The sequence below is a fragment of the Paraclostridium bifermentans genome, assembly GCF_964259345.1.
Classification (GTDB): domain Bacteria; phylum Bacillota; class Clostridia; order Peptostreptococcales; family Peptostreptococcaceae; genus Paraclostridium; species Paraclostridium bifermentans_B.
The window spans coordinates 13647-38623 of record NZ_CAXVJR010000013.1 but is presented as its reverse complement, the minus strand read 5'-3'; the positions used below and the strand labels follow the sequence as shown (position 1 = coordinate 38623).

At 28.2% G+C, this 24977-nt stretch carries 24 protein-coding genes and 1 riboswitch; of the genes, 22 read left to right on the top strand and 2 right to left on the bottom strand.

Annotation, left to right across the window (positions count from 1 at the left end):
- Nucleotides 1-11 precede the first annotated feature (11 nt).
- The 8 genes from ACEXNK_RS16925 (at nt 12) to ACEXNK_RS16890 (ending at nt 7068) form a co-directional block, all read left to right on the top strand.
- Nucleotides 12-1241, top strand: a complete 1230-nt coding sequence (locus ACEXNK_RS16925) for a 30S ribosomal protein S1 (protein ID WP_373600741.1) — start codon at nt 12-14, stop codon at nt 1239-1241.
- A 125-nt stretch (nt 1242-1366) separates the two neighbouring features.
- A riboswitch (TPP riboswitch) is annotated at nt 1367-1478 on the top strand.
- Between the two features lie 86 nt (nt 1479-1564).
- Entirely contained in the window at nt 1565-1759 is a 195-nt protein-coding gene (thiS, locus tag ACEXNK_RS16920; protein WP_373600742.1) for a sulfur carrier protein ThiS, read from the top strand.
- A gap of 1 nt (nt 1760) precedes the next feature.
- Nucleotides 1761-2564 (top strand): sulfur carrier protein ThiS adenylyltransferase ThiF, encoded by an 804-nt coding sequence (thiF, locus tag ACEXNK_RS16915; protein ID WP_373600743.1) that lies wholly within the window; start codon nt 1761-1763, stop codon nt 2562-2564.
- A gap of 13 nt (nt 2565-2577) precedes the next feature.
- Entirely contained in the window at nt 2578-3354 is a 777-nt protein-coding gene (locus tag ACEXNK_RS16910) for a thiazole synthase (RefSeq protein WP_373600744.1), read from the top strand.
- Between the two features lie 2 nt (nt 3355-3356).
- Nucleotides 3357-4460 (top strand): 2-iminoacetate synthase ThiH, encoded by a 1104-nt coding sequence (gene thiH, locus ACEXNK_RS16905; RefSeq protein ID WP_373600745.1) that lies wholly within the window; start codon nt 3357-3359, stop codon nt 4458-4460.
- Nucleotides 4460-5047, top strand: a complete 588-nt coding sequence (locus ACEXNK_RS16900; RefSeq protein WP_373600746.1) for a thiamine phosphate synthase — start codon at nt 4460-4462, stop codon at nt 5045-5047. Before thiH ends, ACEXNK_RS16900 begins: the two co-directional genes overlap by 1 nt.
- Before the next feature lie 199 nt (nt 5048-5246).
- The gene (locus ACEXNK_RS16895) at nt 5247-6560 is read left to right on the top strand and encodes an aminotransferase class V-fold PLP-dependent enzyme (protein WP_373600747.1); all 1314 of its coding nucleotides are present in this window, start codon (nt 5247-5249) and stop codon (nt 6558-6560) included.
- A gap of 55 nt (nt 6561-6615) precedes the next feature.
- On the top strand, nt 6616-7068 hold the full coding sequence (locus ACEXNK_RS16890) for a DUF2383 domain-containing protein (protein ID WP_373600748.1): 453 nt from the start codon (nt 6616-6618) through the stop codon (nt 7066-7068).
- A gap of 41 nt (nt 7069-7109) precedes the next feature.
- Here the strand turns inward: ACEXNK_RS16890 and ACEXNK_RS16885 are convergent, their stop codons facing one another.
- Nucleotides 7110-7877 carry a sulfite exporter TauE/SafE family protein gene (locus ACEXNK_RS16885; RefSeq protein ID WP_373600749.1) on the bottom strand — a complete coding sequence of 256 codons (768 nt, stop codon included), beginning with the start codon at nt 7875-7877 and terminating at the stop codon, nt 7110-7112.
- Nucleotides 7878-8058: 181 nt separating this feature from the next.
- Here ACEXNK_RS16885 and ACEXNK_RS16880 point away from each other — a divergent pair, with 181 nt between their 5' ends.
- The 11 genes from ACEXNK_RS16880 to ACEXNK_RS16830 all read left to right on the top strand — a co-directional run bounded on the left by ACEXNK_RS16880 (nt 8059) and on the right by ACEXNK_RS16830 (nt 20778).
- Nucleotides 8059-9450, top strand: a complete 1392-nt coding sequence (locus tag ACEXNK_RS16880) for an MATE family efflux transporter (protein ID WP_373600750.1) — start codon at nt 8059-8061, stop codon at nt 9448-9450.
- A gap of 186 nt (nt 9451-9636) precedes the next feature.
- Nucleotides 9637-11607, top strand: coding sequence for a YgiQ family radical SAM protein (locus tag ACEXNK_RS16875; protein WP_373600751.1), 1971 nt, complete (start codon nt 9637-9639; stop codon nt 11605-11607).
- A 364-nt stretch (nt 11608-11971) separates the two neighbouring features.
- A complete protein-coding gene (locus ACEXNK_RS16870; protein WP_373600752.1) occupies nt 11972-12526 on the top strand; it encodes an ECF-type riboflavin transporter substrate-binding protein in 555 nt (184 codons plus the stop codon).
- Between the two features lie 12 nt (nt 12527-12538).
- Nucleotides 12539-14245 (top strand): ABC transporter ATP-binding protein, encoded by a 1707-nt coding sequence (locus tag ACEXNK_RS16865; RefSeq protein WP_373600753.1) that lies wholly within the window; start codon nt 12539-12541, stop codon nt 14243-14245.
- The gene (locus tag ACEXNK_RS16860) at nt 14242-15072 is read left to right on the top strand and encodes an energy-coupling factor transporter transmembrane component T family protein (RefSeq protein ID WP_373600754.1); all 831 of its coding nucleotides are present in this window, start codon (nt 14242-14244) and stop codon (nt 15070-15072) included. The genes ACEXNK_RS16865 and ACEXNK_RS16860 overlap by 4 nt, the downstream gene beginning before the upstream one ends.
- Before the next feature lie 158 nt (nt 15073-15230).
- A complete protein-coding gene (locus tag ACEXNK_RS16855; RefSeq protein ID WP_373600755.1) occupies nt 15231-16220 on the top strand; it encodes an ABC transporter substrate-binding protein in 990 nt (329 codons plus the stop codon).
- The gene (locus tag ACEXNK_RS16850; protein WP_373600756.1) at nt 16195-16953 is read left to right on the top strand and encodes an ABC transporter permease; all 759 of its coding nucleotides are present in this window, start codon (nt 16195-16197) and stop codon (nt 16951-16953) included. Before ACEXNK_RS16855 ends, ACEXNK_RS16850 begins: the two co-directional genes overlap by 26 nt.
- Complete coding sequence (locus ACEXNK_RS16845; protein ID WP_373600757.1) at nt 16950-17618, top strand: ATP-binding cassette domain-containing protein; 669 nt, start codon at nt 16950-16952, stop codon at nt 17616-17618. The genes ACEXNK_RS16850 and ACEXNK_RS16845 overlap by 4 nt, the downstream gene beginning before the upstream one ends.
- Before the next feature lie 35 nt (nt 17619-17653).
- A complete protein-coding gene (locus ACEXNK_RS16840) occupies nt 17654-19444 on the top strand; it encodes an aminopeptidase P family protein (protein WP_373600758.1) in 1791 nt (596 codons plus the stop codon).
- Between the two features lie 222 nt (nt 19445-19666).
- Nucleotides 19667-20143, top strand: a complete 477-nt coding sequence (gene ybaK / locus ACEXNK_RS16835; protein WP_373600759.1) for a Cys-tRNA(Pro) deacylase — start codon at nt 19667-19669, stop codon at nt 20141-20143.
- A gap of 29 nt (nt 20144-20172) precedes the next feature.
- A complete protein-coding gene (locus ACEXNK_RS16830; protein ID WP_373600760.1) occupies nt 20173-20778 on the top strand; it encodes a DNA-3-methyladenine glycosylase in 606 nt (201 codons plus the stop codon).
- A 164-nt stretch (nt 20779-20942) separates the two neighbouring features.
- Here ACEXNK_RS16830 and ACEXNK_RS16825 read toward each other — a convergent pair whose 3' ends face one another.
- Complete coding sequence (locus ACEXNK_RS16825) at nt 20943-21866, bottom strand: AEC family transporter (RefSeq protein WP_373600761.1); 924 nt, start codon at nt 21864-21866, stop codon at nt 20943-20945.
- Nucleotides 21867-22321: 455 nt separating this feature from the next.
- On the opposite strand from ACEXNK_RS16825, the gene ACEXNK_RS16820 reads away from it, so the two are divergent.
- Genes ACEXNK_RS16820 through ACEXNK_RS16810 form a run of 3 tightly spaced genes read left to right on the top strand, consistent with a single transcriptional unit; the run spans nt 22322 to nt 24915 of the window.
- A complete protein-coding gene (locus ACEXNK_RS16820) occupies nt 22322-23161 on the top strand; it encodes a fumarate hydratase (RefSeq protein ID WP_373600762.1) in 840 nt (279 codons plus the stop codon).
- A gap of 13 nt (nt 23162-23174) precedes the next feature.
- Nucleotides 23175-23705, top strand: a complete 531-nt coding sequence (locus ACEXNK_RS16815) for a Fe-S-containing hydro-lyase (protein ID WP_373600763.1) — start codon at nt 23175-23177, stop codon at nt 23703-23705.
- Nucleotides 23706-23736: 31 nt separating this feature from the next.
- Nucleotides 23737-24915 (top strand): NAD(P)-dependent malic enzyme, encoded by a 1179-nt coding sequence (locus ACEXNK_RS16810; protein ID WP_373600764.1) that lies wholly within the window; start codon nt 23737-23739, stop codon nt 24913-24915.
- Nucleotides 24916-24977 lie beyond the last annotated feature (62 nt).

Here is a 24977-nt window from a genome sequence, read left to right as displayed (position 1 = left end):
AATGAATTTTAATGGATAATAATCAAACTATGCAAGAACTTTTAGAACAACAAGAGCAAGAAATGAATAGCCTAAAAGTTGGTCAAATGGTAACAGGGAAAATAACTAAAGTACTATATGATGAAATTCGTATAGAATTAAATTATGGATTTGATGGAATTGTCACAGCAAATGAACTTGTACTAGATAAAAATGAAGAAATATCAGACAAGTATCAAGTAGGGCAAGAAATAACAGGAGAAATAACTAAAGTTCAACGTAAAGACGGAACTATATACTTATCAGTTAAGAAAGCTTTAGTTGAAGCAACTAGAAAAGAACTTAAAGATGCTTTAGAGAGTCATTCTATAATAACTGTACATGTAGAAAGAAGCATAGAAAAAGGATTATTTGCAAAATACAAAACAGAGACAGTATTTATACCATTATCTCAAATAGATGTGAAGTTTGTAAATAATACAGCTGCATATGTAGGACGTGACTTAGAAGTATACATGATAGAAATGGATTTAAGAAGAAATAGAATAGTAGCATCTCACAGAGAGGTTGCTCAAGAAAGAGTTAATGCAGAAAAAGCAGCAGAAAGAGCTAGAATAAAAGAAGAAAGAGATGCAGAAAGAGCTAGAGTTAAAAAAGCTAAAGAAGATTTATTTAACTCTTTAGAAGTAGGACAAAAAAGAACTGGTAAAGTAAGTAAAATAATGAGCTATGGAGCATTTATAGACTTAGGTGGAGTAGAAGGTTTAGCTCATATAAATCAACTAGCTTGGCATAGAGTAAATGAAGTAGAAGATGTTGTTAAAGAAGGTCAAGAAGTAGATGTATACGTTATAAATGTAGATAAAGAAAATAAAAAGATAGCATTAGCTGTAAAAGATATAAATAATGATCCGTGGAACTCAGTTAAAGAAGAAATGAATGTTGGAGATAAAATAAAAGTAAAAGTTCTAAAATTAATAGAAAGAGGAGCTTTTGTTGAAGTAAAATTAGGAGTTGAAGCTTTCCTACCTATATCTGAATTAAGTGAAGATAGAGTTATGAAGGTGTCTAATGTAGTTAATGTTGGAGATGAAATAGAAGTTGTAATAATAGATATAAAAAATAAAGATAAGAGAATGGTAGTTTCTTTAAAAGAAGCTACAAAAGAGCCAGAAGAGGATTATAGTGAATTTTTAGAAACTGAAGATTCTTTAGGTTCTCTAGGTGAATTATTCAAAGATAAATTTAAAGATTTAAAATAATTTAACATAAAGAGTATCAATTTCAGATTGATACTCTTTTTATTTAGACATTAAGTTATATGTGATAATTAAAGAATTTGTTGAATAGTGAAAAACACTGTGCTATACTCAAGGTATAAAAAATGAATAAAAGCTAGGGGAGCTATAATTGGATAGTTGAGAAGTAAAGCCGTAACTTTCAGACTCTAAAAACCTGATCAAGGTAATTCTTGCGGAGGGAAGCTGTATATTATTGTAGATATAAATTAATTTAGCTATACGAAAGCGTTCTCTTTTAGAGAACGTTTTTTTAATGTGGAAAATATATAAAGGGAGGGAATAAAGTGAAGGTAAATGGTAAGGAAATTATATTTAAAGAAAACACCACAGTAGAAGGCTTATTAGATGAATTAAAAATAAATAAAGATAATGTAGTAGTAGAAATAAATTTAGATATACTAGAAAATAGTCAATACAGTGAATATGTTCTTAGAGAGGATGATGTTATAGAAGTTATAAGGTTTGTAGGAGGGGGTTAAAATGGAGATTTTTGTTAATGAAATACAGATAGAAACAGAGGGAGAAACGTATATAAGTAAAATAAAATCTAAGTTTAAAAATGATGCTGATATTGTAATATTAAATGGATTTCCTGTTAATGAAGATAAACAATTAAGAGAAAATGATAAATTAACATTAATAAAAAAGGGAGAAGTTCCTAAATATGAAGAACTAGAAAATTTAATGATAGCAAGACATACTCCGAATGTACATAAAAAATTAAAATGCGGAAGCATTGCAATACTCGGACTAGGAGGATTGGGTTCTAATATTGCAATATATTTAGCTAGAATAGGAGTAGGGAAATTAATATTAGCTGATTTTGATATTGTGGAGCCATCTAATTTAAATAGACAACAATACTTTATTAAAGATATTGGAAAATACAAGACAGAAGCATTACAAAATCAAATAAAAGATATAAACCCTTTTATAAAAGTTGACATAGTTAATGAGTTTATAGATGAAACTAATATAAATAAATTTGAAGAAGCAAATATAATAATAGAAGCTTTTGATGATCCAAAATGTAAAGCTAATATTGCAAATAATATATTAACTAAAATGAGAGATAAATATTTAATATCATCATCCGGTATGGCAGGATATTATGACTCTAATATAATACAAACTAAGAAAATAAGAAATAAATTTTACTTATGTGGAGATGAAATAAGTGAAGCTAAAGAAGGAGATGGACTTATGGCTCCAAGAGTTTCTATATGTGCAGGGCATATGGCAAACTTAGCAACACAAATATTAATAGAAAAAATAGAAGCGTAGATGGGGGATCTTAATGGATAAATTAATTTTGGGAAGTCATGAATTTGATAGCAGATTATTAATAGGAACTGGAAAGTATGGTTCTAATGAAGTTTTACCAAAGGTAATAAAAGCAAGTGGGAGTCAAATAATAACTATGGCACTAAGAAGAGTTGACTTAGACAATGAAGAAGAAAATATATTAACTCACATACCAAAAGACATGGTAATATTACCAAATACATCTGGGGCAACTAATCATCAAGAAGCTGTAAGAATTGCAAGGATAGCTAGAAAAATGGGATGTGGAAATTTCATCAAAATAGAAGTAATAAGTGATACAAAGTACTTATTGCCAGATAATGAAGAAACTATAAAATCTACTGAAATACTAGCTAAAGAAGGATTTGTAGTACTACCTTATATGACTCCAGACTTATATGCAGGAAAGAGATTAATAGAAGCAGGTGCAGCGGCTGTTATGCCACTTGGAGCACCTATAGGATCTAATAGAGGTCTTAAAATGAAGGAAATGATAAAAATAATGATAGATGAACTAGACATACCTATAATAGTTGATGCAGGAATTGGAAAACCATCACAAGCTATGGAGGCTATGGAAATGGGAGCGGCGGCTGTACTTGTAAATACAGCAATAGCTAGTTCAAAAGATCCTATAAAAATGGCTAAAGCATTTAACTTAGCGGTAGAAGGTGGAAGAGAAGCATATTTAGCTAAAGCTGGAAGAGTTAGCAAACATGCAAATGCATCATCACCTCTTACTGGATTTTTAAGTGAGGTAGGTGTTTAAAAGTGAGTTTTTATAATATTATAGAAAAATATAATGCTTTTGATATAGATTCATACTTATTAAATGTTACAGATGAAGATGTTATTTTCAGTTTGGAAAAAAACAATTTAGATGAATATGATTTGTTAAATTTATTATCTGAAAAAGCTAGTAATTATTTAGAAGAAATGGCTCAAAAGGCAAATGAAATAACTAATAGATATTTTGGAAAAACTATACTTTTATACACACCAATGTATATAGCAAACTATTGTGTAAATAAATGCTTATATTGCGGATATAATATAGATTCTACCATAACTAGGAAAAAATTAAATATGGATGAAGTTAGTATAGAAGGTAAAGCTATATCAAATGAAGGTTTTAAACATTTATTACTGTTAACAGGAGAAAGTAAAATTCATTCAAATGTAGAATACATAGGAGATGCAGTAGATAGATTAAAATCAGATTTTTCATCAATTACAATAGAGGTTTATCCTATGGATGAAGATGAATATAAATACTTGGTTGATAAAGGGGTGGAAGGTCTTACTATATATCAAGAAGTATATGATGAAAAAATATATAAAGATGTACATGTAAAAGGACCTAAATCAAATTATAGATACAGACTAGATGCACCAGAAAGAGGTATTAAAGCAGGTATGAGAAGTATATCAATAGGAGCATTATTAGGACTTAATGATTTTAGAAAAGAAACTTTTTTCACCTTAATGCATGGAAAATATTTAAGAAATAAATATCCTCATATTGATATATCTTATTCTATACCAAGAATAAGACCTTTTAAGGGGTGTTATGAAAATATTTTGGACGTTGAAGATAAAGATTTAGTGCAAGCTATGATTGTGATGAGGTTATTTGACAACCAAGGCGGGATAAACTTATCTACTAGAGAAAACTTAAATTTAAGAAAAAATTTAATTCCATTAGGTGTTACGAAACTGAGTGCAGGAGTATCTACCAATGTAGGTGGTCATTCTCAAGATGGTGAAGATACTTCGCAATTTAAAATAAGTGATGAAAGTAGTGTAAGTGAAATAAAAAATATGTTAAATGAAATAGGATACCAACATATATTTAAAGATTGGGAAAGATTTTAATGTATTTAATAACCAATAGAAAACTGTGTAGCGAAGATAGATATATACAAGTTTTGAAAGAAGCATCTTATAGTGGTGTAAAATATATTATTCTAAGAGAAAAAGATTTAGATGATAAAGACTTAGAAAGTTTATATTATAAAATTAGAAATAATATAAATCAGGATACAAAAATAATAATTAATAGCAATATAAATATATTTAAAAAAGTTGGTGCTGATGGAATACACTTACCATTTCAATTATTCACTAAGGAGTATAATAATATAAAAGATACAAATAAGATTATTGGAGTATCTATACACTCAATAGATGAAATGAAGCAAATTTTAAATTTAAAATTAAGCTATGTTACATTTTCACATATATACATAACTAAATGTAAAGAAGGATTAGAGCCAAAAGGAATAAAAGCATTGGCTAAAATTAAGAAATTATTGAAAGAAACTAATATAAAATTGGTTGCACTAGGAGGGATAACTCCTAGTAACTCTAAAAATACATTGATGTATTGCGATGATATTGCGGTTATGTCTACAATTATGCAATCTGAGAATGTAAGAAAAGACATATATAGATATTACTAAAGAAAAAGCTCCGTATATACTAATACGGAGCTTTTCCATACCTTAAAATTAGGGGAAAACATGATGTATATTAACATGTAATACTATTATATGCAGATATATAAAAATTATTTAAATGAACAATATATATGTTTGATGAATAGTATTAAACAAAAGAAAGTATTTGGAAAACTTCAATTATTGTCATGGGGGGATATTTATGTACAGAGATGAAAATTACTATAGACAACTATTTGATGGAATTGATTTAACTATAAAACTATCAGGGGGGGCATATGTAACACCTATATGTTTTGATAATGGAGCAACTACACCACCGTTAAAATGTGTAAATAAAGAAATCTATAAACATATGCAAATGTATGGATCTATAGGTAGAGGTAAAGGTCCAAAATCAGAGTATTCAACTAGAATATATGAAAAGTGTAGAGATTATGTTAAAGAATTTTTTAACTTGCAAAATGACGATAACTATACAGTTATATTTACTAAAAATACTACAGAAGGTATAAATGTATTAGCTAATACATTGTTAAATAGTAAGTATGATAAGGTGATTACAACAAGAATGGAGCATCATGCAAATGACCTTCCTTGGAGATATAGTGCAAATTTAATATATATAGATGTTGATAGAGAGGGAAAATTAAATATAGAAGACATAGAAAATGAATTAATTAAAAATAATGGGGATGTCAAATATGTAACAATAACTGGGGCATCTAATGTTACAGGATACGTAAATCCCATAAACACTATAGCTAAAATGGCACACAAATATGGAGCTAAAATAATTGTTGATGGAGCTCAATTAGTTGCACATAAAGAAGTAAATATGAAAGGTACTGGAGATAATGATGCAATAGACTACTTAGTATTATCTGGACATAAAATGTATGCCCCATATGGAAGTGGATTAATTATAGGATTGAAAGATGGATTGGAGAATAAAGAGCCTTTTATAAAAGGTGGAGGTGCCGTTGATTTAGTTTTTGACTATGATGTATATTGGAGTGAGTTACCAGCAAGGTTTGAAGCAGGAACTCCAAATTATTTAGGGGTCATAGCTTTATATACAGCTATGAATAAATTAAAGGAAATTGGTTTTGATAAAATTGAGGCGCATGAGGAAAATCTTAAAAATAGATTGATAAATGGACTTGAAAGTATAGATAGAGTAGTATTATATGGAGATTCAGAATACAGTGAGAGGTTAGGTGTAGTAACTTTTAATGTAGATGGTATTAATTTTGATTCCTTGGCAGACAGACTATCATATATTAGAGGAATAGCTGTAAGGCAAGGTGCATTTTGTGCCCATGCCTATGTAAGACGATTACTGGGTATAAGTGATGATGAAGTGTTAAACTTACTAAACAGAGATTGTAAAGTTGCTGGTATGGTTAGAGCAAGTTTGGGACTTTATAATACAGAAGAAGAAGTAGATGAATTTTTAAATACAATGGAATTTATAATTAATAGATGTAGAAAATTTGATAACAATATATTTTAGTATATATGAATAATCTTAGTATTTTTAAACAAATTAATACTGAGGTGATTATATAATGGATAAAAATGATGAATTAATAAAAGAACTTAATAAATTTTTAAGAGGAATTCATATGGGTGCTGATTCATTTAGAGTTTATCAAGAGAAGGCTAAAAAACAAGAAGTGAAAAATGAGCTAAGAAATATAATGTTTATATTTAGAGAACAAGATGAAAAAGTTAGTTCATATATAAAAAAACTTGGAGGAGAACCTTCAAATTCACTTGGTGTAGCAGGGGATATGGCAAGTATGTTTGAAAAATTGAAAGATATGTTTATAGATAACGATAAAGAAGTTCTTGAACATGCAATGAGTGCAATTGATATGGGAATAGAAGGTGGAAATAACTTATTAGAATCGTATCAAGAGAACCATCTAGATAAATCAATTTTCCAAAAGTTAAATGAGTTAGTTAGTGAGTATAAAAGTATAAATAATAAACTTGAGAAGCTGTACAAATCTTTATAAGTATTAAATGAAAGCTAGTTACCTCATAAGGCAACTAGCTTTTATTTAATAAATTTTATGCCTAGAAGCACAACTCCAAATAACATTAAAAATATACCTGTAACTTTATTAAGGGTTTTATTATTTGTTTTATTAGCAAATACAGCAGCTATTCTAGAAGAAGCTAAAGCTGATAAACTACAAATTAGCAATGCAACTACGTTAGTACCACCATGTATAATATGAGCAAATGCTCCTGTAAAAGCAGTAAAAGCCATAATGAATACACTAGTACCAACAGCTGTTTTTAAATCATAATTTAAAACACTTGTTAGAACAAGAAGTAGCATTACTCCTCCGCCAGCACCTAGGACACCACAGACTATACCAACTAAAGAACCCCATAATATAGAAAGAAAAATTTGTTTAGATTTATTGTTTTGAACAATTTTTGAGGATTTTTTACCATTTATAGGTTTAGTTAAAAATTTTAAACCTAATAATATTGTCATTATTATGGAAGAAGAACCTAATGCATCGCTAGGAATAAATTTAGCAAAATAACTAAAAATATATGTAAAAATCATAGTAGATATCATCATTACTATGCCATTTTTTATATCTATATTTTTATTTTTAAAATAAGTTATAGACGATACCCCAGCGGCTAAAACATCTGCAGATAGTGCAATACCTATTGCTTTATATGCATCAAAACCTAATATAGCTACTAATATCGGAGTTATAATTGATGCAGCTGATAAACCAACTAATCCTATTCCTATTCCGGCTAATATACCGGAAATTATAAATACCAAGATACTACTCATAAAATAAATCATCTCCAATTCAAAATAAGAATAACAATATATATATTCCCTTAATAAATAACCTTACACATTAGCACTTATTAAAATAATAAAATATATATAGAAAAATATAAAAGATATAGCTATTATTAATATAGTAAGTAATAAATTTCAGAAAATTCTATAAAAAGAGGTGGGAAAATTGCAAGGGAGAGTAGACTTAACAGAAGGTAGAATTACAGATAAACTAATAAAATTAGCCTTACCTATAATGGGAACATCATTTATACAAATGGCTTATAATATGATAGATATGATATGGGTAGGCAAGGCAGGGAGCAAAGCTGTTGCAGCTGTTGGAACAGCAGGTTTTTTTCCTTGGTTAGCTATGGCATTTATTGCTATATCTAGAGTAGGTGGAGAAGTTCAGGTAGCTCAAAGTATAGGAAAGAATGATATAAATAGTACTAAAAATTATATAAAAGCAGCGATAGAGGTAAATATTATATTAGCTTTAATGTATACAGCTTCACTTCTTATATTTAAAGACGGACTAATAGGATTTTTTAATTTAGGAGATTCAGAAGTTATATCGATGTCTAAAGAATATTTAGTTATAGTTGCAATAGGTATGATATTTTATTTTATAAATCCTGTGTTAACAGCTATATTTAATGGAATGGGAAATAGTAAAACACCATTTAGAATAAATACTATAGGACTTGTAACTAATATAGTTTTAGATCCAATATTAATATTAGGTATGGGACCAATTCCTAAACTTGGGGTAGCAGGAGCTGCTATAGCAACAGTATTTTCTCAATTTGTAGTTACGGTGTGTTTTATAGCGCTGATTATAAAAAGAAGAGATGAAAATTTCAAAGTGAAATTATTTAGAAACATAAATATTCATGATTATAAAGTATTAGCAAAGCTAGGTATGCCTGTAGCAATTCAGAGTGGAATGTTTACATTGTTTTCAATGATACTTGGTGTAATTGTAGCTTCATGGGGTCCTGTAGCTATAGCGGCACAAAAGGTTGGAGCACAAATAGAAGCTATATCTTGGATGACAGCAGATGGTATTGCAGTGGCTTTAAGTAGTTTCGTAGGTCAAAATTATGGAGCTAATAAATATGATAGGATAGATAAAGGGTTCAAAATAACATTATTAATAGCCATAGTACTTGGAGCGGTTAATACAATTATTTTAATATTTGCAGGTAAGCCTATATTTACTATTTTTATAAATGAAGTAGATACAATAAATGAAGGCTCAAGTTATCTTAAAATACTAGGATACTCACAAATACTTATGTGTATAGAGATAATTACTGTGGGAGCATTTAAAGGAATGGGAAGAACTTATATACCATCTATAGTAGTTACAATACTAACTGGAGCTAGAATTCCTATGGCTTATTTCTTATCAAATCCAGATATATTGGGATTAAGTGGAGTTTGGTGGAGCATAAGTATATCAAGTGTATTAAAAGGAATTTGCATGATAAGTATATATGTGTATTTACGTAAGAGTAATAAACTATATAGAGATAACAAACATGATATAGATTCAAAAACAGTATTGAGGTAATAAGAAATACTAGTCATATGACTAGTATTTTTTTGATTGAAGATATATTAATTTTAAAATTAATAACAAAAATCATATATATACTTGCACGGTTAATGGTATAATAGAAACTTAAGTAGTAAATTTGATTTGACTTATTAAAACTAGTTAATAATAAATATAAATGACATATAAGTAGGTGATTAAATGACGAATAAATTTTTACCAGTTTCTAAACAAGATATGGCTGATAGAGGATGGGAGCAATTAGATTTCGTTTTAGTAACGGGAGATGCATACGTAGACCATCATAGTTTCGGAACAGCTATAATATCTAGAGTTTTAGAAAATGCAGGTTACAAGGTTGGAATAATAGCACAACCTAATTGGAGAACAACTGAAGACTTTATGAAATTAGGAGAGCCTAGATTAGGATTCTTAGTTAACTCTGGAAACATGGACTCTATGGTTAATCATTACTCAGTTAGTAAAAAACAAAGAGATAAAGATATGTACTCTCCAGGTGGTAAAATGGGACTTAGACCAGATAGAGCGGTTATAGTTTATTGCAATAAAATAAGAGAAGCATATAAAGATGCGAAGATAATAATTGGTGGTATCGAAGCTAGTTTAAGAAGATTTGCTCATTACGATTATTGGAGTGATCGAGTAAGAAAATCTATATTAGTAGATAGTCAAGCTGATTTACTAGTTTACGGAATGAGTGAAAGACAAATAGTAGAAGTAGCAAATGCACTAAATGATGGATTTGAACCTAAATATATAAGACATATAAATGGAACTTGTTATATAGCAGATAGCAAAGATGAAATATATGATGATTATGTAGAAATACCATCATTTAAAGAAATTACTTCTAGCAAAGAAGCATACGCAAGAGCTTTTAAAGTTCAATATGATGAACAAGACCCATATAGAGGTAAAGTTATAATACAAAGACATGGAGACAAATATTTAGTTCAAAATAAACCAGAACCACCATTAAATAGAGAAGAACTAGATGCAGTTTATGCACTTCCTTACGCTAAAGATTATCATCCTATGTATAAGCCTATGGGTGGTATACCAGCAATAGAGGAAGTTAAGTTTGGTATAGTAAGTTCAAGAGGATGCTTTGGAAGTTGTTCGTTCTGTGCGATAACATTCCACCAAGGAAGAGCTGTACAAAGTAGAAGTCATGAATCTATATTAGAGGAAGCTAAATATATAACTGAACTAGAAGATTTCAAAGGATATATACATGATGTAGGTGGACCAACAGCTAACTTTAGAGATGCGGCTTGTAAAAAACAAATAACTAAAGGTGCTTGTAAAAATAAACAATGTTTACACCCTGAACCATGTAAAAACCTAAAGGTAGATCACACTGATTTCTTAGAACTTCTTAGAAAAGTAAGAAGCTTACCTAAAGTTAAAAAGGTATTTGTTCGTTCAGGTATTAGATATGACTATGTAATGGCTGATAAGAATGATAAATTCTTTAAAGAACTTGTAGAACATCATGTTAGTGGACAATTAAAAGTTGCTCCAGAACATATAGCAGAAGAAGTATTAGAACATATGCAAAAGCCAGCAGGAAACACTTATGATAAATTTAGAGAAAAATTCTTTAGATTAAGTGAAAAAGTTGGGAAAAAGCAATATATAATTCCATACTTAATGTCTTCTCACCCAGGTTCGACTCTACATTCAGCTATAGAACTTGCTGAATACTTAAGAGATACTAAGTATCAACCAGAACAAGTACAGGATTTCTATCCAACACCAGGAACATTATCAACTACAATGTTTTATACTGGACTTGATCCACTAACTATGAAGTCTGTGTATACTCCAAAATCTAAGCATGAAAAAGCTATGCAAAGAGCATTACTTCAATATAGAGCTCCAAGAAACTATGATTTAGTACATGCAGCTTTAGTTGAAGCAGGAAGAGAAGATTTAATAGGATTTGGACCAAGATGTTTAATTAAACCTAGAGGAGAATACTCAAGAAGTTATAATAATAAAGGAAAGTCTTCTTCAAATAAATCTTCATCAAGAGGAAATAGAAAAGATAATAATCAAGGTAAACGTGGAAATAGAAATTCTAGAGACAATGATTCTAGAAATAATAAAAATAATAAACAAGTTAAAACAAAAAGAAAGAAAAGATAGATTAAAATCTGCTTAAATGAAAAGTTTAAGCAGATTTTTTACGCTTAAGGAATTTATGCTTAACGAATACATGTTGATAACTTATAGAGCATAGTTATATCAAAAATTTGATGAAAGTAAAAGAAAGGACATTTTTGAGCAACAGACGAAGTCGTTTGAGTAACGGGACACGAGTGAAGCGACTTTTTATTACATTTAAATGCTTGAAAATTGACATTTTTCTATAAAAATTTTATAATAAAAATTATGACAAAAAATGACGAATGCATAAAAATATATGTATTATAGATAAGTAGATAAGATGAAAAATAACTTTAAGTTTTGTATAAAAAGTAAATTTAAAATAGAAAAGGAGGCGGATTAAATGGCAAATAAACTTACTATAAAAACTATAGTTGCAATTGGAATTGGATCAGCGGTATTTATGATACTTGGACGTTTTGGATCTATACCAACAGGAATACCTAATACAAATATAGAAACAGCATATGCGTTTTTAGCACTTATGGCACTTATGTATGGACCTTTAGCAGGTTTTTTAATAGGACTTATAGGACATTGTTTGAAAGATGCAATATTTTATGGATCACCATGGTTTAGCTGGGTTATAGCATCAGGAGTTGTTGGATTAGTTATAGGACTTATATCTAAAAAAGTTAATATAAGTGGCGGAGAGTTTAATAAAAAAGAAATAATATTATTTAATATTACTCAAGTTATAGCAAATGCACTTGCATGGTTTGTAGTAGCGCCAACTCTAGATATAGTTATTTATGCAGAACCAGCATCTAAAGTATATTTACAAGGATTTTTAGGTGGAACTGGAAACATAATAACTGTAGCTATATTAGGAACTGCAATAATAAAGAGTTACGCTAAAACTAAGATACCAACGGGTAGTTTAGATAAAGAACTATAAAAGGAGATTTATATGAAAAAGAAAATAATAGAATTTAAAGATTTTACTTTTAAATATAGAGTTCAAGCTAAACCTACTTTAAAAAATATAAACCTTACTATACATGAAGGTGAAAAAGTATTAGTGGTAGGTCCGTCTGGTTCTGGAAAAAGTACTTTAGCTCATTGTATAAATGGACTTGCTCCTTTTTACTATCAAGGAAGTAGCACGGGAAGCTTAAAAATAATGGAAAAAGAAACAAAAGATATGGGGATTTTTGATATATCAAAAATAGTAGGAACAGTATTACAAGATCCAGATAGTCAATTTATAGGTCTTACTGTTGCAGAAGACATAGCTTTTAAATTGGAAAATGATTGTGTAAATCAAAGTAAGATGAAAGCTATGGTAGAAAAAGTATCTAAATTAGTTGGAATAGACAATAGACTAGACTCATCTCCATATAGTTTATCAGGTGGTCAAAAGCAAAGAGTTACACTGGCTGGTGTTACAGTTGATGATGTAGATATATTATTATTTGATGAGCCTTTAGCAAGTTTAGATCCTGCTACAGGTAAAAGTGCTATAGAGCTTATAGAAAAGATAAAAAATGAAACTGAAAAAACAATGATAATAATTGAACATAGATTAGAAGATGTACTTCATTGTGATGTAGATAGAATAATAGTTATGAACGAAGGTGAAATAGTAGCTGATATGAATGCAGATGAATTAATATCATCAGATATATTAGTGAAAAACGGGATTCGTGAACCTTTATATATCACAGCTTTAAAGTATGCAGGAGTAGATATAACACCAGATATGAAACCTGGACATATAAACACTATCAATATAAGTAAATGTAGAGAAAAAGTTGAGATATGGGATAAACACACTGAGGTTAGTAAAGTAGAAGAAAATAATCAATCTTTATTAGAACTTAAGAATGTTTCTTTCCAATATGAAAAAAATAAACCTATACTAAATGATATATCTTTTAAGATAAATAAAGGTGAAATGGTTAGTATAGTTGGAAAAAATGGAGCGGGGAAATCTACTATATCTAAATTAATATGTGGGTTTTACAAGCAAACAAGCGGACAAATAATTTTAAATGATAGAGATATAACTAATGATTCTATAAAAGAGCGTGCAGAAAAGATAGGTATAGTAATGCAAAATCCTAATCAAATGATATCTAAGACTATGATATTTGATGAAGTTGCATTGGGTCTTAAATTCAGAGGAGTAGAAGAATCTGAAATAAAAGAAAGAGTATATGAAACATTGAAAATATGTGGATTATACGAATATCGTAACTGGCCTATATCAGCCTTAAGTTATGGTCAGAAGAAACGTGTTACTATAGCTTCTATATTAGTATTAAATCCTGAAATAATAATATTAGATGAACCTACAGCAGGACAAGATTTTAAACATTATAATGAAATAATGGAGTTCTTGCTAGAATTAAATAAAAAAGGTGTAACAATTATAATGATTACACATGATATGCACTTAATGCTTGAATATACTAATAGAGCAATAGTATTAGCAGATGGCATGAAGTTAGATGATGACACAGCTGCAAATATATTAACTAATAATGAAGTTATAAAATCTGCAAATTTAAAAGAAACATCAGTATACGAATTAGCTGTTAAATGCAATGTATCTGACCCTCGAGGATTTGTAAATAGATTTATTGATTATGATAGGAGGATTAGAAGGGTATGAAAACAACAATGCTATCATATATAAAAGAAGATTCACCTATTCATAATTTAACAGGTGCGACTAAATTAATATTTTTCATAGTGTGGTCTATGGCATCTATGATAACTTACGATACAAGAGTTCTTGTAGGTATGCTAATTTTAAGTGTTATAATATTTAAGATATCAAAAGTAAAATTTAAAGATGTAGCTTTTGTTGTATACTTTATTCTTTTCTTTATGGTATTAAATAATATTGCTATATTTATATTAGGACCTTATCAAGGTGTAGAAATATATGGAACTAGAACGGATTTAATTAAATTATTTGGACCATATACTATAACATCAGAACAATTATTTTATCAATTGAACTTTAATTTAAAGATATTTGCAACAATACCAATGGCTCTACTATTTATAGTTACTACAGATCCAAGTGAATTTGCAGCATCTTTAAATAAGTTAGGGTTAAACTATAAAATAGCTTACTCAGTTGCAATAGCTCTTAGATATATACCGGATATACAAAGAGATTATCATGATATATCTTATGCACAACAAGCAAGAGGAATAGATATGTCTAAAAAAGAAAAGTTAACTAAGCGTATTAAAAATATTTCATCTGTACTTATGCCTTTGATATTCTCAAGCTTAGAGAGAATAGAGGTTATAAGTTGTGCAATGGAACTTAGAGGATTTGGAAACAAGAAAAAGCGTACATGGTACAATGCTAAGAAATTTAAGCTAAGTGATTATATTGCTATAATTTTAGCTATATTAATTTTAATAATTTCTATGTATATTACATTTAAGAATGGAAATAGATTCTACAATCCGTTTATATAAACAAAAAAGACATGATTTTAAATCATGTCTTTTTTATTTGTATAAATTATGTTGTAAATTATTAAAAATATAACAAACAGAATATTCGCATAAATACTGAATTAGTAGATATGTTATGCTACCATTATAGCGATGACATATTTAAAAGGGGGATTAAATTGAAAAAAATATTAATTATAGCAATATCTATGGTGCTATGTATGATTTTATTAATAGGGTGTAGTGATACCTCTACTAATGAAAATAAAAAACAAAGTGAAAATATAGAAGTAAAAGTTATAATGCCAGATGGATTACCAGCTGTAGGTATGGCTAAAATAGTTAAAGAAAAACCAGAGATAAAAGATGGATACAATATTGACTACAATATAGAAAAAACTCCTGACACACTTTCTACAGCAGTTATGAAACAAGAAGCTGACATTGCTATAGTTCCATCAAATATGGCGGCTATTGCATATAATAAAACTGGAAATTATAAAATTGCAGGAACTACAGGTATGGGATCTTTTTATTTAGTATCAACAGAGGATATAGATAATTTAAAAGACTTAGAAGGTAGTGAAGTTGGAAATACTGGGAAAGGATTAACACCTGATATAACTACACAGTATATATTAAAAGAAAATGATGTTAATAATGATAATGTAAACTTTAATTACACTAGCTCTGCAAGTGAATTAGTGCCAATGCTAGCTACGGGAAAATTAGATACAGCCATAGTTTCAGAACCAGCATTAAGTGCTTTGACTACTAAAAAGCCTGAAATAAAAATAATAAAGAGTTTAAATGAAGAATATAAATCTATAACTAAATCTAAAATAGGTTACCCTCAAGCTACAATAATAGTAAAAAGTGATTTTTACAATGATAACAAAGAATTTGTATCAAAGTTTTTAAATAAGGTGGATGAAAGTGTGAAGTTTGCGAACTCAAATCCTGAAGAGGTTGGAAATTACGCACAAGACATAGGGGTTAGTACTGAAAAAGGCATAGTAAGCAAAAGTATAAAAAATGCAAATTTAAAGTTTATAAATATTTCAGATTCAAAAGAAGAATATAAAAATTATTATAATACATTATATGAATTTGATATTAAGACAGTAGGGGGAAGCTTACCTGATGATAAAATCTTCTTGGAAAGATAAAATACAAATTTTTTTATCTTGTATAGTATTAACTATAATATGGGAATATTTTGCTATAAAAATGAATAATGACATATACCTGCCCACTATAGGGCAGGTTTTACAAAATTTAAGACTAATTATTAATGATAATAATTTTTTGTATAATGTAGGATATACAATGATTAGAGCGTTAATTAGTTTTTTACTTTCATTGGGTATAGCTGTAGTTATAGGAGTTACATCTTATTTAAGTAACGTATTCAAAAACTTTATAACGCCTATAAACTCATTGATTCAATCTACTCCTACAATGATTGTTATAGTGTTGGCTTTAATATGGTTTGATAAAGATAAATCGGCATATATAATAGGATTTTCTGTTGTATTTCCTATATTATACAATGCAGTTTTAGGCTCTTTAAATAGTATAGATAAAAATATAAATGAAATGATGGATATATACAGTGTTAGAATCATCGAAAAAATTAGATATGTGTATATGCCTAGTATAAAAATTAAGTTAGTTCCTATTTTAATATCAACATTTTCTCTAGGAATAAAGGTGGTAATAGCTGGAGAAATATATGGACAGCCTAAATATGGAATAGGAAGTATAATTCAATTAGAAAAGACCAATTTTAATACACCTGCAATATTTGCTTGGATAATTATTATAGGTCTAATTTCTATAATATTAAACTATATACAAAGTTATATTTCAAATAAGAACTATAAATGGAGAAAAATATGATTTTAAATATAAGCAATTTAAGTAAGACTTATGGAAGTAATATCATCTATGATAAATTTGATATAGAATTTGAAACAGAAAAGGTAAATTGTATATTAGGGAAATCAGGTTGTGGAAAAAGTACCTTATTAAATTTAATAGTAGGAGTACTAAAACCTGATAATGAAGACTTTAAGCCTATAGAAAAAAATAAAATAAGTTATATATTTCAAGAAGATAGACTTATAGAATGGATTACTTTAGAAGAAAATATGAAGCTAATTGGAAAAAGGTACTATGATAAAAATAGTTTAGATAATGTAATTAATAAATATTTAAATTTAGTAGGAATAGAAGAATATAGAAAAAAATATCCTCAAAAACTAAGTGGAGGGATAAGGCAAAGAGGAAATATTGCAAGGGCTTTAATAAAACCATCTAAGTATATAATTATGGATGAACCATTCAAATCTATTGATGTAAAAATAAAATATGAAACAATGAAAAAAATAAAACACATTATAAAAGAAGAATCTAAAACAGCTATATTTGTTACACATGATATAGATGAAGCTTTATTTTTAGCAGATAAAATATTTGTGCTGGGAGAAAAACCTGTTGTAGTGAAGGGTGAGTTTAACAATTCAGAAAAGATAAATAGAGAAGATATTATAAAACTTATATAATATTAAAAATTTCAATGGGGGAAGGGAATTAGGATATGATTAATGAAAGAATAAGTAAATTAAGAGAAGCAATGAAAGAAAAAGAAATATTTGCATATATGATACCATCATCAGACTATCATCAAAGCGAATATGTTGGGGATTACTTTAAACTTAGAGAGTATATGTCTGGGTTTACAGGTTCTGCAGGAACATTAGTAGTTACTGTGGAAGAGGCTGGACTTTGGACTGATGGAAGATATTTTATACAAGCAGAAGAAGAGTTGAAAAATAGTGAAATTAAATTATTTAGAATGTTTGAAGAGGGAGTTCCTACTATAAGTGAATACTTATTAGATAAAATACCAAGTGGCAAAAAATTAGGTTTTGATGGAAAGGTAATATCAGCTAATTTAGGGAAAACTATAAATGATAAGCTTAATGATAAGAATATAGAAATTATATATGAGTTTGATTTAGTAGATGAAATATATAAGGATAGACCTTTTTTATCAAATAAAGAGGCTTTCTTACTAGACATAAAGTATACTGGCGAGAGTTCATCAAAGAAAATAGAAAGACTTAGAAGTGAAATGAAAAGACAAGAAGCTACAGTACATATAATAACAAGTTTAGATGATATAGCATGGTTACTTAATATAAGAGGAAAAGATGTACTTTATAACCCTGTTGTTTTATCATATGTAGCTATAACTTTAGATGATGTATACTTATTTGTAGATGAATCTAAATTAAATGAAGAAATACTAACAGAGTTTAAAAAAGATAATATCTCTATAAAGAAATATAATGAAATCTATGATTTTATAAAAAATATAAAACAAGATGAAGTTATATTAATAGATTCTAGTAGAGTAAATTATTCAATATATATGGGAATACCTAGTGGTGTAAAGAAGATAGAAAACACAAATCCTACCACTGTAATGAAGTCTATAAAAAATGAAACTGAAATTAAAAATATGATGAATAGCCATATAAAAGATGGAGTTGCAGTAACTAAGTTTATGTACTGGCTAAAGCAAAATATAGGCAAAACAGAGATAACAGAAATAAGTGCTAGTGAGAAGTTAGAAAGCTTAAGAAAAGAACAAAAAGAATTTATAGAACCAAGTTTCTCAACAATAGCAGCATATAAAGATCATGCAGCAATGATGCATTACAGTGCTTCTAATGAAAATCAATATAAGCTAGAAAAAGAGGGATTATTTTTAGTAGATTCTGGTGGACAATATTTAGATGGTACAACAGATATAACTAGAACTATAGCATTAGGAGAAATAAGCGAAGAATTAAAATATCATTTTACAACTGTAGTTAGAGGAATGATTTGTTTATCTAAAGCAAAATTTTTATATGGAACTAGAGGTGTAAACTTAGATATACTTGCAAGAGGACCGCTTTGGGAATGCGATATAGACTATAAGTGTGGAACTGGACATGGAATAGGATTTTTACTTAATGTACATGAAGGACCTAATAGTTTTTACTGGAAAATAGGAGAAGACAAAGTTAATAATCCTATTATAGAGGAAGGTATGATAACTACAAATGAACCAGGTATATATGTTGAAGGATCTCATGGTATAAGAATAGAAAATGAAATAGTTGCAAGAAAAGGTAATAAAAATGAATATGGACAGTTTATGTATTTTGAACCTATAACATTTGCACCTATTGATTTAGATGCTATAGATACTAAATACATGAATAAAGATGAAATAAAATATTTAAATGATTATCATAGATTGGTTTATGATAAAATATCTCCTTATTTAGATGAAAATGAAAAGGTATGGTTAAAAGAATATACAAAAGAAGTATAGAAATAATCAATAAATTTAATAACAATATTAATTGAACATTAAATTAAATATTTAAAATATATAAAAGTGTAGCTAATATTTTATCTTAGCTACATTTTTTGAGTTTAAGTAATTTATGAATTATAGTCATACCAAAATCTTGATGAAAGTAAAAAATGATATAGATATAGTTGTTACACTAGAGATATAATAAATATAGTAATAATTATGGAGGGATATAATATGGCAAAAGCAGTAAAAACAAATGCAATGAGAATATTAGACTCAAAAAAAGTAAAATATACTATGCACTCATATGATGTATCAGATGATAATGTAGATGGAATATCAGTAGCTAACAAAATTAATAGAGATGTAAATGAAGTTTATAAAACATTAGTTACACATGGAACTAGCAAAAACATATATGTATATGTAATTCCTGTTCATGAAAACTTAGATTTAAAAAAAGCAGCTAAGGTAGCTGGAGAAAAAAAGATAGAAATGATACATGTAAGCGATATAAATAAATTAACAGGATATATTAGAGGTGGATGCTCTCCTGTTGGAATGAAAAAATTATATAAAACATTTGTAAATAAAAGTGCAGAAAGCCTAGAAACTATTATTGTGAGTGGAGGTAAGATTGGATATCAAGTTGAACTTAGCCCTTTAGATTTACAAAAGGTTATAAATTGTAAATTTGAAGATATAATATAAGTTATATCATATATAAGGATGGGATTAAATTGGATATAAAATTTTTTAGAAAAGATGCAATAACTTTAGCAAGAGAATTATTAGGTAAATATTTAGTTAGAAACTATAATGGAAAGAAAATAATTACTAAAATAGTTGAAACCGAAGCATATATGGGAATTGAAGATAAAGCAGCTCATGTATTTAATGATAAAAAAACAGAAAGAACAAAACCATTATATGAAGATGGTGGAACTATATATGTTTATTTAATATATGGGATGTATAATTGTTTAAATATTTCAGCTAATATAGAAGGTATTCCTCAATGTGTATTAATTAGGGCTGTTGAACCTGTGGAAGGAATTGATGATATATCTGTAAATAGATATTCTAAAAACTATGAAGAATTGAGTTCATATCAAAAGAAAAATATAACTAATGGACCAGGTAAACTTTGCAAAGCTCTTAATATAGATAGAAATTTAAATTTTAAAAGTATATTAGGGAATGAATTATTTATAATAGATAATGATATTTTAGAGAGTATAGATATTGTTGAAGGTAAGCGTATAAATATTGATTATGCAGAAGAAGCAAAAGATTATTTATGGAGATTTTATATAAAAGATAATAAGTACATATCAAAAAAGTAAACAATTCAAGAAGGTAATAAAATTAGAAAGTTTTTAATAATAAATATTAGTTAAAAAATAAAAATGACTGTTAACTCAAATAAGGGTAACAGTCATTTTTTACGATTAAGTAATTTATGATTAATGAATATTTGTAGGCAACTTATGAAGTAAATTATATGAAGCTACAAAGTTAAAAATAATGTACTTATAATAGGGATTGTAATTATAGAGGCTAATGTAGTTATAAATACTGCTTGAGAGGCTAATTTATCATTAGCACCATAACTTTTAGCCATTATTGCTGTATTAGCAGCTGCAGGCATTGCTGAAATTACTATAGGAACACCTAACAATAATGGGTTTTTTATATATGGATTTAGAATTAAATAAATAATATAAGGAACTAGAATTAGTCTTATAAAAGATACTAAGTATAAGTTTTTATTTGAAAAAGTTTCTTTTATAGATGAATTTGCTAATAAACTTCCTATGACAATCATAGATAATGGCGTTGTTATACTACCTAACATATCTAAAGTATTAAAAATAGGTAGTGGTAATTTAATTTGAAGAATAAAAAGAAATATACCTATTGAAACAGCTACTATTGGAGGACTTATAAGTGATTTAACTGTAAACTTGTATTCATTATTATGTTTATTCAAAAGATAAGTCCCTATTGTAAAAACGAAAAAGTTAAATGGTAAGTTAAATATAGCCGTAAAAAATATAGCCTCTTTACCTAAAACAGCCTCAATAACTGGATAACCCATAAACCCAACATTAGAAAATATAATAACATATTGATAAACTCCGCAATTTATATCTTTTTTTATAAAAAATTTAAACAAGAATGCTATTAAAATAGTGGTTAAGTACATAAAAATAGAAATCACAATCAAATAAAAAATATCATTTAATAAAGTGGGATTAAAATCTATTTGCATAGAAGTAATGATCATAGATGGTAAAAATAAATTCATTACTAATTTTGTAAGTCCAGTTGTAGTATGCTTATCTAAGAGAGATTTATATCTACACATATATCCAATTAAAATAAGTAAAAATAATACTAATATCTGAGTGAAAATATTATTAAAATTCATTATATCACCTCCTAATATTTATTATATTTATATATGAATGTAGAATGAATAAATAAAAAATAAATTTGAAAATAAATGTATAAAATAATTAAAATGGTAAATACTAAAAATATAAGAGGTAATTAATCTCCCCCAAAACTTTAAAATATCTCTTACAACCATAAAACTCATATATCCCCAACAAAGCATATACTTACGGAAGGTATGTGCTTTTTTATGTTTAAAGAAATTGAAGTTAACGAATGTTTGTAGATACATTATGAATTATATCCATATCAACAACTTGTTGAAAGTAAAAAATGATTTTTTAAGCAATAGACGAAGTCGTTGGCGACAGAAAGTAGTTCGCACACGTAGTGACTCAAGCTAAGCGACTTTTTTATTGTTAAAAGCAATAAAAAATGATAAAGTTTATATATAGTCGAATATTAAAATAGAAAGTAGAGGATAAGTTCGTGAGAATTATAAAATCATCACAAATTACAGAAGTAGTAAAAGAACTATGTATAAAAGCTAATATATACTTAGGTGAAGATGTAAAGCAATCTATAAAAGAATATGAGACAAAGGAAAAGAGCGAATTAGGAAAAAATATTCTAAATATATTAATGAAAAACTGTGAAATAGCAGAAGAAAAACAAATGCCTATATGTCAGGATACTGGAATGGCAGTATTTTTTGTCCAAATAGGACAAGAAGTTCAAATACAAGGAGAAAATATAACTGATGCTATAAATGAAGGAGTAAGACAAGGATACACAGATGGATATTTAAGAAAGTCTGTGGTTACTCCGATAGATAGAAAGAATACTAAAGATAATACTCCTGCTATAATACATTATGACATAGTAAGTGGAGATAAAATAATAATAGAATTTGCACCAAAAGGATTTGGTAGCGAAAATATGAGCAAACTGAAAATGTTAAAGCCATCAGACGGTGTTGATGGAATCAAGAAGTTCATTGTTGAAACTGTAAAAGAAGCAGGTCCAAATCCATGTCCTCCTATAGTAGTTGGAGTTGGAATAGGTGGTACTGTTGAAAAGTGTGCACAAATAGCTAAAAAAGCTTTGTTAAGAGATGTAGGTATACATAATAATGATAAAGTAGTAAAAGAATTAGAGACTGAAATTTTAAAAGAAATAAATAACTTAGGAATAGGACCACAAGGATTAGGTGGAAACACAACCGCATTAGCTGTAAATATAGAAACTTTCCCTACTCATATAGCAGGGTTGCCTGTAGTTGTAAATATAAATTGTCATGCATCAAGACATAAAAAAGTTATAATATAAGGGGGAAATAATTATGAAAAAGATAACGCTTCCTATAGATAATGAAACTATAAAAACGCTTAAGTGTGGAGAAATGATTAATTTAAGTGGTGTTATATATACAGCTAGAGATGCAGCACATCAAAGGTTAATAAATTGTATAAATCAAAACCAAGAACTACCGTTTGATTTAAAAGGACAAGCAATATACTATGTAGGCCCAACTCCGAATAAAGAAGGAGAAGTAATTGGATCAGCTGGACCTACAACAAGCTATCGAATGGATGATTTAACAGAACCTTTATTAGATAGAGGACTAAAACTTATGATAGGAAAAGGAAAGAGAAATCAAGCTGTTATAGATTCTATGAAGAAAAATACATGTGCGTACCTAGCTGCAATAGGTGGTGCAGGAGCATATATATCAAACTCTATAAAAAAATCAGAAATTATTGCATATGAAGATTTAGGTGCAGAAGCTATTAGGAGATTAGAAGTAGAGGATTTGTTAGTTGTGGTTGCAATAGATTGTAATGGTAACAATATTTATGAATTAGATAAATAATTTTAAATCATATATGAAAGAGGTTAATAGAATGAGCAAAAACTATGCAGAGTTAGCATTAGAAGTACATGAGAAGAATAAGGGTAAAATCACTGTTTGTAGTAAAGTTAAAGTAGAAGATAAAGATGATTTATCTATAGCTTATACACCGGGAGTAGCAGCTCCGTGTCTTGAAATATCTAAAGATGAAGATTTAGCATACAAATATACTTCAAAAGGAAATATGGTTGGAGTTGTAAGTGATGGAAGTGCAGTGCTTGGACTTGGAGATATAGGAGCAAGTGCATCTATACCAGTAATGGAAGGAAAAGCTATACTATTTAAAGAATTCGCAGGAGTAGATTCTTTTCCTATTTGTTTAAAAACTAATGATGTAGATGAGATAGTACATACAGTTAAACTAATGGAGCCTGTATTTGGAGGTATAAATTTAGAAGATATAAGTGCTCCAAGATGTTTTGAAATAGAGGAAAAACTAAAGAAGGAATTAAATATACCAGTATTCCATGATGATCAACATGGAACAGCTATAGTATTATCAGCAGCTATAATAAATTCATTAAAGTTAATAAATAAGAAAATTGAAGATTTAGAAGTTGTCATAAATGGTCCAGGAGCAGCAGGACTTGCTATAACTAAGATGTTACTTAGTATGGGTGTTAAAAATATAGTTCTATGTGGATTAAATGGAGCTTTAGAAGAAGGTATGGAAGATTTAAACTGGGCTCAAAAAGAGATGTTAAAAGTTACTAATATACACAATGAAACAGGTTTATTAAAAGATGTTATAAAAAATAAAGATGTTTTTATAGGTGTTTCAGGGCCGAATTGTGTTACTAAAGAAATGGTAGCATCTATGAATGAAAAAGCTATAATACTAGCAATGGCTAATCCAACTCCAGAGATAATGCCTGATTTAGCAAAAGAAGGTGGAGCTTATATAGTTGGAACCGGAAGAAGTGATTTTCCAAATCAAGTAAATAATGTTTTAGCATTTCCAGGAATATTTAGGGGTGCGTTAGATGTAAGGGCTACAGAAATAAATGAGGAAATGAAAATAGCAGCAGCTAATGCTATAGCAAATTCTATAAAAGAAGAGGATTTAAACCCAGATAATATATTACCTAAAGCTTTTGATAGAGAGGTAGCTAACAATGTAGCAGAAGCTGTAAAAGAAGCGGCTAGAAAAAGTAGAGTAGCTAGAATATAATTAGATTATATAAAAGGGTATCCTAAAGGATATCCTTTTTGTATATAGAAAAATAAATATAT